The sequence below is a fragment of the Methanocalculus natronophilus genome (assembly GCF_038751955.1).
GTDB lineage: Archaea > Halobacteriota > Methanomicrobia > Methanomicrobiales > Methanocorpusculaceae > Methanocalculus > Methanocalculus natronophilus.
Genome location: NZ_JBCEXH010000001.1, coordinates 211341 through 226265, shown reverse-complemented (window position 1 = coordinate 226265; position 14925 = coordinate 211341). Strand labels below are relative to the sequence as shown.

General features: G+C 53.6%; 18 protein-coding genes. 11 read left to right on the top strand and 7 right to left on the bottom strand.

Going from position 1 to position 14925, the window contains the following annotated elements; all coding sequences use genetic code 11:
• Nucleotides 1–52 precede the first annotated feature (52 nt).
• The 7 genes from ABCO64_RS01200 (at nucleotide 53) to ABCO64_RS01170 (ending at nucleotide 6906) form a co-directional block, all read left to right on the top strand.
• Nucleotides 53–367, top strand: a complete 315-nt coding sequence (locus ABCO64_RS01200; RefSeq protein WP_253457638.1) for a hypothetical protein — start codon at nucleotides 53–55, stop codon at nucleotides 365–367.
• 19 nt (nucleotides 368–386) lie between these two features.
• The gene (gene fen, locus ABCO64_RS01195; protein ID WP_253457635.1) at nucleotides 387–1400 is read left to right on the top strand and encodes a flap endonuclease-1; all 1014 of its coding nucleotides are present in this window, start codon (nucleotides 387–389) and stop codon (nucleotides 1398–1400) included.
• A 43-nt stretch (nucleotides 1401–1443) separates the two neighbouring features.
• Nucleotides 1444–2418, top strand: coding sequence for a phosphoribulokinase (locus ABCO64_RS01190; protein WP_253457632.1), 975 nt, complete (start codon nucleotides 1444–1446; stop codon nucleotides 2416–2418).
• Between the two features lie 24 nt (nucleotides 2419–2442).
• Nucleotides 2443–3906 carry a TrkH family potassium uptake protein gene (locus ABCO64_RS01185; protein ID WP_253457630.1) on the top strand — a complete coding sequence of 488 codons (1464 nt, stop codon included), beginning with the start codon at nucleotides 2443–2445 and terminating at the stop codon, nucleotides 3904–3906.
• A 67-nt stretch (nucleotides 3907–3973) separates the two neighbouring features.
• On the top strand, nucleotides 3974–4789 hold the full coding sequence (gene cfbC / locus ABCO64_RS01180; RefSeq protein ID WP_253457627.1) for a Ni-sirohydrochlorin a,c-diamide reductive cyclase ATP-dependent reductase subunit: 816 nt from the start codon (nucleotides 3974–3976) through the stop codon (nucleotides 4787–4789).
• Complete coding sequence (locus tag ABCO64_RS01175) at nucleotides 4764–5801, top strand: nitrogenase component 1 (RefSeq protein WP_253457624.1); 1038 nt, start codon at nucleotides 4764–4766, stop codon at nucleotides 5799–5801. Before cfbC ends, ABCO64_RS01175 begins: the two co-directional genes overlap by 26 nt.
• A complete protein-coding gene (locus tag ABCO64_RS01170; protein WP_253457622.1) occupies nucleotides 5794–6906 on the top strand; it encodes a nitrogenase component 1 in 1113 nt (370 codons plus the stop codon). Before ABCO64_RS01175 ends, ABCO64_RS01170 begins: the two co-directional genes overlap by 8 nt.
• Before the next feature lie 22 nt (nucleotides 6907–6928).
• On the opposite strand, the gene ABCO64_RS01165 is transcribed toward ABCO64_RS01170, so the two are convergent.
• Nucleotides 6929–7885 carry a DUF3821 domain-containing protein gene (locus ABCO64_RS01165; protein WP_343089168.1) on the bottom strand — a complete coding sequence of 319 codons (957 nt, stop codon included), beginning with the start codon at nucleotides 7883–7885 and terminating at the stop codon, nucleotides 6929–6931.
• An 18-nt stretch (nucleotides 7886–7903) separates the two neighbouring features.
• Here ABCO64_RS01165 and ABCO64_RS01160 point away from each other — a divergent pair, with 18 nt between their 5' ends.
• Nucleotides 7904–8029, top strand: coding sequence for a hypothetical protein (locus tag ABCO64_RS01160; protein ID WP_256472479.1), 126 nt, complete (start codon nucleotides 7904–7906; stop codon nucleotides 8027–8029).
• A 61-nt stretch (nucleotides 8030–8090) separates the two neighbouring features.
• On the opposite strand, the gene ABCO64_RS01155 is transcribed toward ABCO64_RS01160, so the two are convergent.
• The 3 genes from ABCO64_RS01155 to ABCO64_RS01145 form a co-directional block, all read right to left on the bottom strand.
• Nucleotides 8091–8939 carry a glycine betaine ABC transporter substrate-binding protein gene (locus ABCO64_RS01155; RefSeq protein ID WP_253457616.1) on the bottom strand — a complete coding sequence of 283 codons (849 nt, stop codon included), beginning with the start codon at nucleotides 8937–8939 and terminating at the stop codon, nucleotides 8091–8093.
• A 150-nt stretch (nucleotides 8940–9089) separates the two neighbouring features.
• The gene (locus ABCO64_RS01150; RefSeq protein ID WP_253457613.1) at nucleotides 9090–9932 is read right to left on the bottom strand and encodes an ABC transporter permease; all 843 of its coding nucleotides are present in this window, start codon (nucleotides 9930–9932) and stop codon (nucleotides 9090–9092) included.
• The gene (locus ABCO64_RS01145; protein WP_253457610.1) at nucleotides 9925–11145 is read right to left on the bottom strand and encodes a quaternary amine ABC transporter ATP-binding protein; all 1221 of its coding nucleotides are present in this window, start codon (nucleotides 11143–11145) and stop codon (nucleotides 9925–9927) included. The genes ABCO64_RS01150 and ABCO64_RS01145 overlap by 8 nt, the downstream gene beginning before the upstream one ends.
• Nucleotides 11146–11435: 290 nt before the next feature.
• Between ABCO64_RS01145 and ABCO64_RS01140 the strand changes: the two genes are divergently transcribed.
• Complete coding sequence (locus ABCO64_RS01140) at nucleotides 11436–12122, top strand: hypothetical protein (protein ID WP_343089167.1); 687 nt, start codon at nucleotides 11436–11438, stop codon at nucleotides 12120–12122.
• Nucleotides 12123–12166: 44 nt separating this feature from the next.
• Nucleotides 12167–12427 carry a thioredoxin family protein gene (locus ABCO64_RS01135; protein ID WP_253457604.1) on the top strand — a complete coding sequence of 87 codons (261 nt, stop codon included), beginning with the start codon at nucleotides 12167–12169 and terminating at the stop codon, nucleotides 12425–12427.
• On the opposite strand, the gene ABCO64_RS01130 is transcribed toward ABCO64_RS01135, so the two are convergent.
• Nucleotides 12422–12994, bottom strand: coding sequence for an HVO_0476 family zinc finger protein (locus ABCO64_RS01130; protein ID WP_253457601.1), 573 nt, complete (start codon nucleotides 12992–12994; stop codon nucleotides 12422–12424). The two genes, ABCO64_RS01135 and ABCO64_RS01130, sit on opposite strands and share 6 nt — an antisense overlap.
• A gap of 33 nt (nucleotides 12995–13027) precedes the next feature.
• On the opposite strand from ABCO64_RS01130, the gene ABCO64_RS01125 reads away from it, so the two are divergent.
• A complete protein-coding gene (locus ABCO64_RS01125) occupies nucleotides 13028–13456 on the top strand; it encodes a DUF371 domain-containing protein (protein ID WP_253457598.1) in 429 nt (142 codons plus the stop codon).
• Between the two features lie 24 nt (nucleotides 13457–13480).
• Here ABCO64_RS01125 and xseB read toward each other — a convergent pair whose 3' ends face one another.
• A complete protein-coding gene (gene xseB, locus ABCO64_RS01120) occupies nucleotides 13481–13663 on the bottom strand; it encodes an exodeoxyribonuclease VII small subunit (RefSeq protein WP_253457595.1) in 183 nt (60 codons plus the stop codon).
• Nucleotides 13656–14891, bottom strand: coding sequence for an exodeoxyribonuclease VII large subunit (gene xseA / locus ABCO64_RS01115; protein WP_253457592.1), 1236 nt, complete (start codon nucleotides 14889–14891; stop codon nucleotides 13656–13658). Before xseA ends, xseB begins: the two co-directional genes overlap by 8 nt.
• Between the last annotated feature and the right edge of the window lie 34 nt (nucleotides 14892–14925).

The following is a 14925-nucleotide window of genomic DNA, read 5'->3' as shown; positions in this document are numbered from 1 at the left end:
TGTCTGCTCCGGATAGGTAACTTAATCATTATGGTTCTTCTTATGGTAAAACATGGATCTTCGTGAATATATCTGGGATCTGATCCTGATTGTTGTGCTCGTGGCAGCAACCCTCATGCTGGTCCTCCGCCTCTGGCAGGATACGACAATTGTCATTGGAGCAACCCTGATGATGCTCGCTCTTGGCGGCCTCTTCCTCTCCCTCGGGATGAAGATCCGCAGGCTGGAAGAGAATATCATCGCCCGTGAGAGGACGATGCGGGTCAATATGGAAGAGATGTCTGTCAGCCTCAACCGCAAATATGACAGAACTGTTGAGCAGCTCGGTGAGATTGTCAACAGCCTGACACGCCGGATGTACCGCTGATCTGTAGGGTTTTGCCTCTATGGGAGTACAATTACGACCTCTCCTGGAAGGGTGCCGCCACACAGTCAGGTGGGATGATCTGGCGGGAGTGGCAGCCATCGATGCTCATAATACCCTGTACCAGTTCCTCTCGATCATCAGGCAGGCAGACGGCACACCGCTCCAGGATGAATCGGGACGGGTGACATCACATCTCTCAGGCCTGCTCTTCAGGACCGCACATTTCCTGGAGCATGGGATCCGCCCCTTCTATATCTTTGATGGCCCGCCTCCTGTATTCAAGGGGAAGACGCTGGATGCCCGGCGCGATATCCGTATGGCAGGTGAGGCAGAGCGGGCTGACGCGCTCCTGCGGGGTGATACGGCAGCAGCCTACCGGGCGGCAACCCGATCCTCAAAAGTCGACTCTGCTATTGTGGGAAGTGCAGAGCGGCTCCTTGACGCACTCGGTGTCCCCTGGATGGTTGCCCCCTCTGAAGGTGAGGCGCAGTCTGCATACCTTGCTGCAGAGGGAATTGCAACCTATGCCGTATCCCAGGATTATGACTCCCTCCTCTTTGGAGCGCCATTGCTTCTCCGCAATCTTGCGGTATCAGGGAAGCGGCGGATCCACGGCAGGCAGGTGACGGTGGCCCCTGAAGAGATCCGGCTTGCAGAGTTTCTGGATTCCCTCTCACTAACCCGTGAGCAGCTTATCCGGATTGCAATCCTGGTCGGGACAGACTATAACGAAGGCATCTATGGGATCGGCCCGAAGAAGGCATTGAAGATCGTCACTCTAGGGACGTTTGAGGAGACCATTGAGGAGAAGCTCCCGGACCTGGATGTCGATCAGATAGAAGCATTCTTCCTGGCACCTCCGGTCAGAGAAGATGTCTCGCCGGAATGGAATGATCCCGACCCAGACCAGGTTATGGCAATCCTCTGTGATGACTACGGCTTCTCCCCCGACCGGATTCAGCCGGTTCTTGCCAGGATTGCCGGGCCGCCCAGGAATACCTCCGGGCAGATGCGGCTTGATGCATGGGGCTGACCCCGCAAACCTTTACATGATGGTGGGTGTTATGAGGTCAGTAATGCCATCTGGTTTCCCAGGCAATTCTACAGAAGAACATACCCCCTTCATTATAGGTGTTGCAGGAGACAGCGGGTCAGGCAAGACGACCTTCACCGAGGCGATCCGGGTGATTCTTGGGCCCGGGATCGTCACGACGATCACTCTTGATGATTACCACCGGTATGACCGGAATGAACGTGCAGAGAAGCAGGTCACCCCGCTCCACCCTGATGCCAACCGGTTTGACCGTCTTGCAGCAGATCTTGGGGCACTACGGCAGGGCCGACGCATCCAAAAACCGGTATATAATCACGAAACCGGCACTTTTGATCCCGAGGAGCCTTTCGTTCCGGGCGATATCATCATTCTTGAAGGTCTCCATACCCTCTTCACCGAAGAGATCCGGCAGATGATCGATCTCTCCATCTATGTCGATCCCGACCCCGCCGTCAAATATGCATGGAAGATCAAACGGGATGTCGCAGAGAGGGGACACTCCCGCGAGGCAGTGGAAGAGGAGATCGAGATACGAAAACCAGATTATGAACAGTACGTTGAATTCCAGCGGGCTTTTGCGGATATCGTGGTGCACATCGGGGAGAGCATCATCGCACCGGATGCCGACCCGCCACTCTACTGCGTCCAGCTGATCCAGAAACGTTGCAGCGAATGCCTCCCGCAGGTCCCCCTCACCCTGGATCTCGCACGGGTGATTCCACTTGAAGACGGGCCCTTTGGCATCAGCGGCGATGAGATGACGCTTGATGGCCGGGAGATGGTACGGCTGACGCTTGATGGGTATCTTCCCTATGGAATTGCCCGCGCTCTTGAGGAGAGCATCGAGAACCAGACAACGATATGTGCCCTGCAGTTCTACCCGGGCAGGCAGGTTACTCCGACAAATATCATATCGCTTCTCATTGCGTGGAGGGTCATCTGCCGTGAATGCAACCTCAGCCGGGCACCCAAAAGACAGTCAACCTATTTACGGTGACAGGCGCTAATCACTGATCTGATTATGGACAGAAGAGAGCATTTTCTGATCATTGGCCGTGATCTCGGGGGGATATTGCAGTTCCTTGGAGTTGTAACTCTCGCTCCGCTGGTTGTGGCAGTGATCTATGGCGAATGGCATATATTGCCGTTTATTGCTCTTGTCCCGTTATTATTTATCCTTCTTGGCAGTTTCCTCAGAACCCTGCCTGCTCCCAACAGGCAGGCCCGGCTCTCAGTAGCCCTCAGCGGGGTGGCCATAATCTGGCTTATTGCCTCACTCATCGGCGCTCTCCCCTTTTACCTTGCCTGTGGCATGCCTTATATCGACGCTGTCTTTGAATCGATGTCCGGATGGACAACAACCGGACTTACAATGGCAGAGGGACTTGACGACTTCCCCAAAACAATCCTCTTCTGGCGTTCTTTTATGCAGTGGCTCGGTGGCATCGGGATTGTTGCGTTTACCGTGACAATGGTGCACCGATCAGGGCTTATCCAGAAGGAACTCTACCGTTCAGAGGCGCGTTCAGAGGCATTCATGCCGAGTGTTGTCAGTACGGCAATCCAGATGTGGAAGATTTATTTTGTGCTGACGCTTGCAGGCATCCTCCTTGTCTCTCTCTCCGGAGTCGGACCCTGGGATGCCATTAACCTCGGGCTTGTTGCGATTGCAACCGGCGGGTTTACCATGTACGATGGGGGCATCGCACACTATAACAACCCGTTTATGGAACTAGCCCTGATCCCGGTGATGATCGCAGGCGCCCTCCCCTTCAAGCTCTACTTCCTGCTCTATGCAAAACGGATCTTTGCCTTCTTCCGCGATCTTCAGGCCGTTCTGCTGTTCTCTCTCATAGGTGGAGGAATCCTTGTCGTCACCTATGATCTTCTGAATATTGCAGGCTATACCCTCTCAGATTCCGTCAGGCAGGGGCTTTTTATGACCGTCTCTGCCGCGACCACTACGGGTTTCCAGAATACTGATCCAGCACTCTGGCCGACAGCCACAATCATCTTCCTTGTGGCACTGATGATCATCGGCGGCGCATCCGGGAGCACCTCTGGCGGTATCAAGCTTGGCCGGGCAATCGTCTGTTATGAAGGCCTTGTCTGGTGGTTTCGGCGGATCTTTGTATCCGGCCGTGCTGTTATTCCGTTCAGGCATGAAGGGCGGAGCATCCCGAAGATGGTTGCAGAATACGAGGTTTCCAGGAACATTCTTGTGGTTCTGCTCTATGTCATCATCATCTTTGCAAGCACCATCCTGATCATCCAGTTTGAAGGCCCGGGCTATGATACGAGCCACGTGATCTTTGATGTTGTCACTGCTGCCTGCAACAACGGGATCTCAACAGGCCATATCTCTCCTGAGATGTCAGATGGGAGCAAGATCTTCTTCATCATCCTGATGTGGCTCGGCCGTCTCGAGGTGATCCCCGTCATCGTGCTTCTTGTCGGGCTTCTGAAAGGGTTTGACCGTACATGATCGGCTTTTGTCAATCCCGATTACGTTAGCACAAGTTCTATACTCTTACGCAGCCAAGTATTCTGGAATGAGACAGATAGCCCTCTATGGAAAGGGCGGCATAGGAAAGTCCACGACATCCGCCAATCTCTCAGCGGCCTGGGCAGAAGAGGGACGCGATGTCCTTCAGATCGGTTGCGATCCAAAACATGACAGCACCCGGATGCTGATGAATGGCACCGTGATCCCGACCGTTCTCGATCTGCTCAGGGATAACGGGAGTGCTATCCCGGTTGCGGATGTCATCTACACCGGCTATGCAGGTGTCAGGTGCGTTGAAGCAGGGGGTCCTGATCCCGGTGTCGGGTGTGCTGGCAGGGGCATCATCGCGACATTTCAGCTCCTCGAGAAGCTCGGTGCGCTCAGGGGAGATATCATCGTCTATGATGTCCTGGGCGATGTCGTCTGCGGCGGGTTTGCCATGCCGATGCGGGAGAGCTATGCCGAAGAGGTCTACCTGGTTACATCCGGGGAGCTGATGTCACTCTATGCGGCAAACAATATCGCAAAGGCGGTTTCCCGGCTCAGTGCAAACCGGCGAAGCAGGGTCCGCCTCGGCGGGGTGATCGGGAACGGAAAGAATATTGATTGTGAAGAGGAACTTGTTGCTGAATTTGCAGAGGCGATCGGTTCCCGGCTGATCACGTTTATTCCACGTTCCCCAACTGTTCAGCAGGCAGAACTGAATAAGAAGACCGTCATCGAGTATGCCCCCGCTTCGTCCCAGGCAGAGGTCTACCGCCTGAGTGCAGGCGCAATCCTTGGCAATACCGAATACTCCATTCCAACACCATTAACCATTGATGAACTCGAGTCTCTTGCCTACCGATATCTCAAGGAGTGAAGGGTGCACCTTAACCGGCGTCCTCTCGGTCACCGGTTTTCTTGAGGGTGCCGTCACCGTGATCCATGGGCCGTCAGGCTGCACCCATCATAATGCCTCTCTCCTTCATGCCTCACTGGCAGAGATCGGTGATCTGGAGGTTCCCCGCCTGGTTTCAAGCAACCTCCAGGAGAACGAGGTGATATTTGGTGGGGAAGCGGCGCTTGAAGAGGCACTGAGGGCCGCAGACGAGCTTCGCCCAGGCCTTATCTGTGTTGTATCAACCTGCCTTGCAGATACAATCGGCGATGATACTGCTGCTCTCTGCAGGGAGAAACGATCAACACCGGTTGTCCATATACCTGGTGCCGGGTTTCTTGGCGGTGGTTTCTCTGAAGGGATCAAAAATGCCCTCCGGAGCCTTCTGACCCTCTCGTCCCGCCAGGATCGGATCTCCCGTGATGGCGAGGTGCTTATTGTCGGCGAAAAGAACCTCGAGTACGAGGCAGAGGAGAACTACTGCGAGGTAGCCCGCCTCCTCTCTCTCCTCGGCCTCCATCCGGGCATCCGGTTTGTGAGGAGGATGACGGCATCTGACTGTGCGAGGATCAGTTCCGCACCACTTGCAATCCTGCGTGACCCCGGGCTTATTGAGGTGGGATCTGATCTGACCAGGCGGTTTGGCACAACCGTCCTGCCAGGCTTTCCGGTCGGCCCGGACGGCACCCTCAGGTTTCTGAAAGATGTCGGTGAGGCGGCGGGCATCAATCCCCTGGAGGCTATCAGGGATGAGGAAGGCCGTCTTGATGATCTCTATGCCCGGTTTGATGATCTGGTGGGAGCCGAAATCAGGATCGATTCCCATCATGCCGATCCGGCAGCAGTTGCTGCAGCCCGGACGGTGATCAGACAACTCAACATGACTGAATCAGAGACCGGAACCCCTCTCCGGCTCCCTTTTGATCCCCCGATCGGGACTGAGGGCACAAAACGGATGCTCCATCTCTTCCGGAGGTGTCTTGGTCGTGCCTGACTGCACAAACCCGGTCTGGCCCTGTGCACTGACCGGGGCAGCGGCCTGTCTTGCGGGGATCCAGGGCCTGCGTGTGGTGATACACGGCTCAAGCGGCTGCTACTATTACCCGAAATCTCTCATCAAAGCTCCTCTTACCGGGTCTTTCATCCTGGAGAAGGAGGTGATCTTCGGCGCAGGTGATCGCCTCCGCCAGGTGGTCAAAACGGCTCTTTTAGAGGCAGAGCAGGTAGCGGTTGTAAACTCCTGTGTGCCTGCACTGATGGGTGAGGACCTGGCAGCAGAACTTGCCGGGTATCCGGTTATACTTGTTGATTCACCCGGATTTGTCGGCAATGCAGAGGCGGGGTATGGCATCGCACTGGAAAGCCTTCTGCAGACGCGACCTCCTGCCGGTGAAGGGGTGAATATCGGGGGGATCTGTCTGCTGGATCTCTTCTGGCGCGGCAATATGCATGAAGCCGCCCGTATACTCGCCCTTGCCGGCATCCCGATTGCAACCGTCTTCTCATGGGATCAGCTGGGTTCTTTGCAGAAAGCAGGACCGGTTACCGTGACAACGAACCCGGACTACGGTATGCCATCCGGAAGAGACGGCGGGACGCTTCTTGGCATAGAAAATACACGCAACACGGTTTTTGCCCTCCTGGATACCTGGCCGGATGCGGATCCGGATCCGCTTATTGCCGGGTGTGACAGGGCAGAGGAGCTTGTGATCGCCGCCTGCGAGAAGTACCTCAGGCGAAATGATCCCCCGCTTGCCGTTATCTGTGCCCAGTCCGGGTATGCCGGCTTCTTCTCAGATCTCCTCACCCGGTATCTTGGCGCTGAGAGACCGTGCATACTGCCAAGAAACGAAACCGACACCCCGGCTGTCACTGATCTGGATCAGATCAAAGAGGCACTTGAACGGGACTCCTATAATCTTCTTCTCGGCTCCTCCTATGAGCAGCGGATCCTGCCAGATGCAGGTTTTATCGGGATTACCCCGCCTGACCGGAGCAGGGTGGTGCTTGGCAGCCGCCCTCTCGCCGGGCCGGAAGGTACCCTGCATGCGGCTGAACTGGTTCTGAATGCCTGCCTGGACCGGAAAAAAAGGGAATAATATGGTATCCTGGTCTATGCTATTATCCGGATTTCCTGAGATACACAAGCAGTCCGGCACCCGCCACTGCAGCCAGCGGCAGAAGGAGTGATGCGGACGCTGGTGTTGGCTCCGGCGTTGGTGTTGGCGTTGGTATGGGCGTTGGCGTTGGTGTCGGCGTTATAACCGGTGTCGGTGTCGGCGGAGGGGTGGGTGTTGGGGTTGGCGTTGGCGTTGGTGTGGGTGTTGGTGTGGTGACGACCAGGCGCTCGAAACTTATGATGTTTGAATCTTCTGCATAACTGGCAAAACCCTGTGGTTTCTTCCAGCGTGCCTGTATCTCATGAACGCCGGGTCCCATATCCTTCAGGGTGAATGTACCTCTGTCTGCATCGGTATCGGTGAATACTTCTGAGCGCGTGAGCTCAATGCCACTGAGATCAGCAGTTCCTATCCGTGTCGTCTCAGCACCTGCCGGTCCAATCAGGATCACATCAACCTCTGCATAGTTATTGTTATCACGGTAGAACGATCCCACATTCGGACTGATAATCTTCACAGCAAGATGTGTTGTGTCAGGGAGACGCTCAAGCTTCGTGACCGACTCATGATGGTAGGGATCAGCAAGGACGACATCAATTGTCAGCTTGGGCTCAAGAATCCTGACAGATCGTGTTGCATCAACTCCTTCTGTCCGGTTATATGCATAGTACCGTCCATGGTAGTCCAAGACGAGAGAATCCAGAATATCGACATTTGCCGGATCTGAAACCGGTATTTCATTGAGCAATGCTTTGCTGGTATCGTCGTCCCGGTAATGATGCAGGGCAGTGACAGGATGGCTTCCAGCAACCTCCAGATTGGTGAGATCCAGCCCCCGTTCATGGACAAAGATTGTATCTCCGGATTTAATATCCCGTGCAGATGCCGGTGATGCCAGCACAAGACCGATGAGCAGCAAACCCACCAGTACCCACCAGGCAGATTGTTTCAGTATCATAATTTGTAGGTGGCGAGGATGAATAATATAGGTATCGCCTGCCTGCATGGTGCTATAGCAGATCCCCCGGACCCGGTTGCAGAGATCAAAAAAGCCTGGCATCTGCCTGATGCCAAAAGAAGAAATGCAGAATGTTTTTTTTAAATAAGGGAAGAGTCAGGGGAAGAGATTCCCCCACCTTCTCCTCTCATGTAGTACAGGTTAGCTACCCTGAGATCCAGTATGCGACCGTGTCGGGGTTGGCTGAGATCCAGGCGCGTGCTGCCTCATCATCAGGTACGCCATCCTCGATACTGGTCATCACTTCTGCAATATCAACAGCTGTCCACTCGAAGCGCTCAAGGATCGCATATGCCTCGGGGTCATCTGTTGCAAGGTTCTGGCGTGCAATCGTGACAACATCCTCTGCCTCACCATAGACGCCCTTTGGGTCATCAAGGAACTTCAGGTCGAACCTGCCGAACTTCCAGTGCGGAGCCCAGCCGGTGACGACAATCCATTCTTCCCGTCCATATGCAGACCTGAGTTCTGCTGCCATGCCTGCACTGCTGCTTGCAACCAGCTCATAGTCAAGGTCATACTCAACAATTGCATCCTCGGTTGCCGACATGATGCCTGCTCCAGGCTCGATACCGATGATATTGCCCTCAAAGTTGTCTGCAGCCTCGTTCATCTCCTCAATTGAGTCGATGGTGACGTACTGCGGCACAACAAGGCCGATCCGTGCATCTCCTGGAATGTTGTCCTGCACGTAGTCAAGCCGGTCTCCATACTCCTCCCAGTACATGCTGTGGGTGTGGGGGAGCCATGCGGTTGTTGTGAAGTCGATATCACCGCGGGCAAGGCCTGCATACAGCGGTCCTGCATCGACTGCGACCAGGGTTACCCGGTACCCTGCCTCTTCAAAGACCTCTTTCATCACGTGGGTACTTGCAATTGCACAGTCCCAGGTGACATAGCCAATAGATATCTCTTTTGCAGGCTCTGTCGGCTCATCCACACATCCGGCAACCAGAAGTGCGGAGGCGAGCAGAAGCCCGGCCATAATCATCATGATTTTGTTTCTGGAAATCATCATTTACACCATCCAATTCACTCAGTTTCGTGAATATGTCTTATGTCTGATAAAAGACAGTTTGAACTTAGTGACTTATCTGTAAAAAAAGTTGTGGGTCTGTTTTATATTTGCTGGCTGGTTGCCTTCTCACTCCTCCCGTCCCTTCTCTGTCTTTATCAGGTTCTGGGTGATACGGTCAAGAATGATTGCAATGATCACAATGGCAAGGCCTGCCTCAAAGCCCATCGCGATATTGACCCGCTGGATGCCGACAAGCACCTGGTAGCCAAGCCCTCCTGCGCCGATCATGGATGCAATAACAACCATTGAGAGGGCGAGCATGATACACTGGTTGACTCCTGCCATAATGGTTGGAAGGGCAACCGGGAGCTGAACCTTTATCAGTTTCTGCCGTGGTGTAGCACCGAACGCATCTGAAACCTCGATCAGCTCAACCGGTATCTGCCTGATACCCAGGTTGGTCAGCCGGATTGCCGGGGGCATTGCAAAGACGACTGTTGCGATCATGCCCGGTACATTCCCGAGACTGAAGAAGATGACAGCCGGAACAAGGTAGACAAAAGCAGGCATCGTCTGCATAAAGTCAAGAAGCACCCGGATTCCGGCATTGAATGTATCACTGTTTGCTGCCAGGATACCAAGGGGTATGCCGATGATGAGTGCTATAATTGTTGATGACAGCACAAGTGCCAGCGTCAGCATGGCATGGCTCCAGAGCTGGAGATTCCAGATTAAGAGAAGCCCGGCAATACTCAGGAGAGAAAGGCGGAGATCCTTTCTTGTGATAAAGAAGATGATCACGCCGAGCACCAGGATCATGGCAAGCGGCGGCAGGACCATCAGGAGATCCTGGAAGCCGTTGAGCAGGAACCTGAGCACTGTCGTGATGGCATCAAGAAGCCACCCGAGGTTTGCGTCTATCCAGTCCACAACATCGGACACAACCTGGCCGATTGGAATTTTAGGCAACAATTGGTTCACTCTCCTTGCGTGCAAGTGCTGAGAGGACCGATCCTCTCACGATGATTCCTTTTAACCTGGTGTCTTCATCAACAACCGGGATCGGATACCTGCTCTCTGCAATAAGCGGAATAATATCAGCAAGCGGGGTATCTGTCTGGATCATCTGAATGTCGTTGATAACGATATCCTCAAGCGTCTTGTGGTCTTCCTGTACCGCCCTGACAACATCGTCAATTGTGACGATTCCCTTGATAATGCGGTGCTGGGTCACGACAAAGAGGTTTGATATGCCATACTCTTTCATCAGCCGGGCAGCAAGCCGTGGCCCGCTCTTGCATGAGATGACGGGGTCGGCTTTCTTCATGACATCCTGTGCAGTCAGTACCCGCGTCATATCGACATCGGCAACAAACCGCTCAACGTACTCGTTGCTTGGATTTGTCAGGATCTCTTCTGCTGTCCCCACCTGGATGATTTTCCCATCCCTCATCAATGCGATCCGGTTTCCAAGTTTTAATGCCTCGTCGAGATCGTGCGTCACAAAGATGACGGTTTTGGAGAGCCTCTCCTGCAGATCAATCAGTTCGTCCTGCATATCCCGCCTGATCAGGGGGTCAAGTGCGCTGAATGCTTCATCCATCAGCAGGATCTCAGCATCACTTGCAAGCGCCCGGGCAAGTCCGACACGCTGCTTCATCCCTCCTGAGAGCTGATCGGGCATACTGGTCTCATACCCGGTCAGGCCAACAAGCTGCAACGCATCCTGGGCCTTCTTATGGCGCTCCTCGAGAGCCATTCCCTGGATCTCAAGGCCGAATGCCACATTGTCGATGACGGTTTTGTGAGGGAGAAGTGCGAAGTTCTGGAAGATCATGCCGACCTGTTGCCTCCTGAACTCGCGGATCTCGTCTTCATTCATTGCAACGATATCCTTTCCCTTGATGATGATCTCTCCTGCAGTCGGCTCAATGAGCCTGTTTAAGCATCGTAAGAGTGTCGATTTTCCACATCCCGAGAGGCCCATCAGGACGAAAATCTCGCCTTTATGCACCTGGAAAGAGACATTGTCAAGACCGACTGTCTGCCCGGTCTTCTCAAGAATTTTATCTTTTTTCTCTCCTTTTTTCAACAATTCAAGCCCTTTTTCAGGCTTACTGCCAAAAACCTTGTAGATATCGCGTACTTCTATCTGAACCTCTGGTTCATATTCATTCTCCATTGAAACACCTCTGTGCTATTGACACCATGCGGGTGAATAAAGCTTTCAAATGAATAACTACACTCACTGATAGATAATATAGTTATGTACTCATCATGTGATGGACGCTATGTCAGATTCCAGTATAGTACCTTTCTGATTCAGACTTAACAGTTTTCGAATATTCTTAAATAAAAATTAATGGATTCTCAGCCGCCAGCGCATCTTCCAAAGAGATCAGCAAAAGATCAGCGGGTATCGTACGTGATCGACAAACGCTTTACCATGTGAGGGACAAATCATATACCATAATGGCACAGCAGAGACGTTCAAAAAAGAAAGAAGAGGTCAACTGGGTGAAGATTGGGGCTGTCGGCTTTGCAGTCCTCCTTGCGTTCATGATGGCACTCTCGCTTGTCGGCACCGCATGGATTGGCGGCCTCCGCTCCATTGAGCCGGGTGATCTTGTTGTTCTTGATTATACGGTCTATGCAAAGGAGGGTGTTCCTGTCCTGACAAGCTCAGAAGCAGTAGCCTCGCAGGCAGAAGGGTTTGTGTATCTCTCCGGTCCAATTGAGAACAATACAGGGTATGTACCGGATGATTCAATGCTCCCTATACCGGATCGGCATAACACGCTGGCTCCGTTTGCACTTCTCTCCTCTGAATTCAGGGAAATAGTCGAAGCTCCTATCGGTCATCGTGAACGGGATCGGATCACAGTGCCGTTCACCTTTGAGAGCAGGGACGATCCACTGGAGATGGCTATGACAAGCGACGATGTGGAGAAGATGGGATACGAATTTGATGATCTGTTGGTTGGAGAGATGATTGTGCTTGGCTTTGTCGAATCTCCGGAGATTCTCGTTGATGATGCAGAATCCAAAAGCATGCTCCGGATTGCATATGTGAAGGAAAAAACCGACGATATGGTTCTGGTCAGGTATGGCTATGAATACGCGGTTGTCACCATAAACTCCGTCAGGGCTCTCTCATAGATCCAATACCTTTTTTATCTCGCATCCCAAGAGTCTCCACTACTATGGCAGTGAAAGTTCTCTCCTTTTACCAGGATGGATGCATGGGTTGTCTGGAGCAGGAATCGATCAATAAGGAAATTGAAGCTGACCTGGAAATAGAGATAGAGGCAATTGATGCAAAGGAGCATCAGGAATATATCAGCAGGTACGGGCTGAAAGTAACGCCGACGACGATCATCCTTTGTGATGACCAGGTTGTTGAGAAGGTGGAAGGTATTCTCCTCCAGGAGGAGTTTCTCGAGCTCCTGACGAAGTACCTATGATCGCTCACCGTAGATCCGCTTGATAAACCGTGCTTCTGTATAGGATCCAGGTTTCCTGATCAAAGCCCCGTCTCTCTTCTTAATCCGGGTAATACGAAACTGGCGTCCTCCAACGGATGTGATCTCTCCCACGGTATAGGTTGTTTCACCATCAACCTCCTCGTAGAGGGGATGGGTTGTTGCACCCTTATGCAGGGATGCCCGGACAATGACTGAGTCGATGACCCGGGTCCAGAGGCAGGTGATCTCCCCTGCTGCTGCTCTCTTTCGCCGGGCAGCAGAGACCTCAATCCCTGTCACTTCAACACCAAAGATATCGTCACCGACATCGGCAACAAAGGTGTTGCCGCAGGTGACAACGTCATCATCAGCAAGCTCGATTGTTCCCTGCCGGGATTCTCCCTCCAGGCTCACGATTGCACGTATCTCAATGACTTTTGGTACCTTGAGGATCTCACGATGCGTATGACCGCAATCACGGCACTGAATTGTTGCCGGCGACCCGTCCCGGATGATTCCATGATCTGTCTCCTCCTGACAGGCAGGGCATCGTGCGGTTATTGACATATCTATATTGTTTGCATGCTGACATCATAAACAATGGAGATCAGAGAACATATTCACTGCCAGGGCCATGCGAATGTCACCGGCAGGCATCCGACAACATTTGAGATTACCCGTGACGACGAGCTCACCCTCCAGGGCGACTGTATCATCGGCGTATCCGCAGACAAAGCTGCCCTTGATCTCCCGGATGCATTCTGCGACCTTCTGGCAGATGATCATGCCGTCCTGAGGACGCTGCTGAAGGCAGGAGGAGTGGTATGCGAGATCCGATCATCCGGCTCAGCAGCGATGGCTCTTGATCACGAGACTGATCTCGTCTGGCGCCGGAGCGGGTATGTCTGCGGCCGCACCATCGGAATCAGATCAGATCATGTCGCCCGCACACTCCCGCGGGAGCTGATTGCCGCTCTTGCCAGGGGATCTGCAATGGAGGTTACCCTGATAGCAGAAAGGCCGGACTAGCAGGGATCCATAAAGCGTCTCTCCTTATTCCTCTGTTATCTCGAGGATGCGGAGTTCGGCTTTCGTCAAAAAATCCTCGCATTTCTTAATAAGCTCGATTCCATCCTTATAAAGCCGGACGCTCTCATCCAGCGGCGTGTCCGGGTTTTCAAGCATCCGGACAATCTCGCGGAGCCGTGTTACCATCTCTTCATAGGTCTCAGTCATAACGCACCGTCTCTATTGTTGCATCGGCCTCCCCATCCGGGAGATAGATTGTAAGGTTTTTGCCCGTCTCCAGTGCCTGCACACTCCTGATCAGCATGCCATCAGCCAACAGGAGCGCATACCCGCGCCTGAGAGGGGCACGGATGTCTGCGGACCGCAATGCACCCGCAAGGTGTCCGATATCTTTTCTCTCCTGCAGGAGCCGTGTGCTGACTGCCCTCTCAAGCCGCTCACGGAGTTCTGCAGCAGTCTGCTTCATATCGCTGATCCGGCGGTCAAGCCTTCTGCCTGCCATTCTCAGCCTGATATCCTCGAGATCGGTTGAGAGGCGATCAAGCCGCTCAAAGAGCAGGTTCTGCATGGATGCCCGCTGCTCTGCAAGCTCCCTTGCCAGCTGATGGCGGTCAGGGACAACCAGCTCAGCAGCAGCAGACGGTGTCGGTGCCCGGAGATCGCTTGCAAGGTCAGCGAGCGTCACATCAACTTCATGGCCGATTGCCGAGATGAGCGGTGTCTCACAGGAGGCGATTGCCCGCACCACATCCGGGTGGTTGAAGGCAAAGAGGTCCTCAAAGCTGCCGCCGCCCCGGGCAAGGATAATCACATCAACGGTCTGGTCGATTTTGAAGATCGCGTCTCTGATATCGAGATGTGCAGTCTCCCCCTGGACAGCGGTGCCAGAGAGGATGATATCCATTGGAAACCGGCGCTGGATGACATTTCTGATATCCTGCAGCACCGCTCCGGTAGGAGAGGTCACAACCCCCACCCTGGTGGGAAAGACAGGTAGTGGTTTTTTCCTCTCTTCTGCAAAACAGCCCTCAGCCGCAAGCTCCTTCTTCCAGCCTTCAAGCAGGAGAAACTTGCCTCCGAGCCCGGCATGGAGAAGGCTGTCTGCAACAAACTGGGTCTTGCCAAAGGGGGGATAGTGATCGATATAGCCGGAGACGATGACATCCATGCCATTCTCAGGTGGTGGCGAAATCTTCTGCGCTGCACGCTTCCAGATGACACAATCTATCGAGGCATTCCCATCATCACCCTTCTCAGAGAGTGAGAAGTACATATGGCCGGAAGAGTGCAGGCGAAAATTCCATACCTCGCCCCGCACCCTGACCCCGCGAAGATCCGGTGTATCGAGCCTCTCCCTGATGATCCCGGAGAGGTCAGCGACAGAGAGGATCCCGGGCTCCTCATGGACAAGTGCTGCCTGTTCTTCACCGGGCATGAGAATCTATTTGTGGCAGGATGTGAAGAAACTG

What these genes read in the sequence shown, in the direction of transcription:
- ABCO64_RS01200 (WP_253457638.1), top strand. Translation starts at nt 53, where the DNA reads ATGGATCTTCGTGAATATATCTGGGATCTGATCCTGATTGTTGTGCTC.
- fen (WP_253457635.1), top strand. Translation starts at nt 387, where the DNA reads ATGGGAGTACAATTACGACCTCTCCTGGAAGGGTGCCGCCACACAGTC.
- ABCO64_RS01190 (WP_253457632.1), top strand. Translation starts at nt 1,444, where the DNA reads ATGCCATCTGGTTTCCCAGGCAATTCTACAGAAGAACATACCCCCTTC.
- ABCO64_RS01185 (WP_253457630.1), top strand. Translation starts at nt 2,443, where the DNA reads ATGGACAGAAGAGAGCATTTTCTGATCATTGGCCGTGATCTCGGGGGG.
- cfbC (WP_253457627.1), top strand. Translation starts at nt 3,974, where the DNA reads ATGAGACAGATAGCCCTCTATGGAAAGGGCGGCATAGGAAAGTCCACG.
- ABCO64_RS01165 (WP_343089168.1), bottom strand. Translation starts at nt 7,885, where the DNA reads ATGATACTGAAACAATCTGCCTGGTGGGTACTGGTGGGTTTGCTGCTC.
- ABCO64_RS01160 (WP_256472479.1), top strand. Translation starts at nt 7,904, where the DNA reads ATGAATAATATAGGTATCGCCTGCCTGCATGGTGCTATAGCAGATCCC.
- ABCO64_RS01155 (WP_253457616.1), bottom strand. Translation starts at nt 8,939, where the DNA reads ATGATGATTATGGCCGGGCTTCTGCTCGCCTCCGCACTTCTGGTTGCC.
- ABCO64_RS01145 (WP_253457610.1), bottom strand. Translation starts at nt 11,145, where the DNA reads ATGGAGAATGAATATGAACCAGAGGTTCAGATAGAAGTACGCGATATC.
- ABCO64_RS01140 (WP_343089167.1), top strand. Translation starts at nt 11,436, where the DNA reads ATGGCACAGCAGAGACGTTCAAAAAAGAAAGAAGAGGTCAACTGGGTG.
- ABCO64_RS01135 (WP_253457604.1), top strand. Translation starts at nt 12,167, where the DNA reads ATGGCAGTGAAAGTTCTCTCCTTTTACCAGGATGGATGCATGGGTTGT.
- ABCO64_RS01130 (WP_253457601.1), bottom strand. Translation starts at nt 12,994, where the DNA reads ATGTCAATAACCGCACGATGCCCTGCCTGTCAGGAGGAGACAGATCAT.
- ABCO64_RS01125 (WP_253457598.1), top strand. Translation starts at nt 13,028, where the DNA reads ATGGAGATCAGAGAACATATTCACTGCCAGGGCCATGCGAATGTCACC.
- xseB (WP_253457595.1), bottom strand. Translation starts at nt 13,663, where the DNA reads ATGACTGAGACCTATGAAGAGATGGTAACACGGCTCCGCGAGATTGTC.
- xseA (WP_253457592.1), bottom strand. Translation starts at nt 14,891, where the DNA reads ATGCCCGGTGAAGAACAGGCAGCACTTGTCCATGAGGAGCCCGGGATC.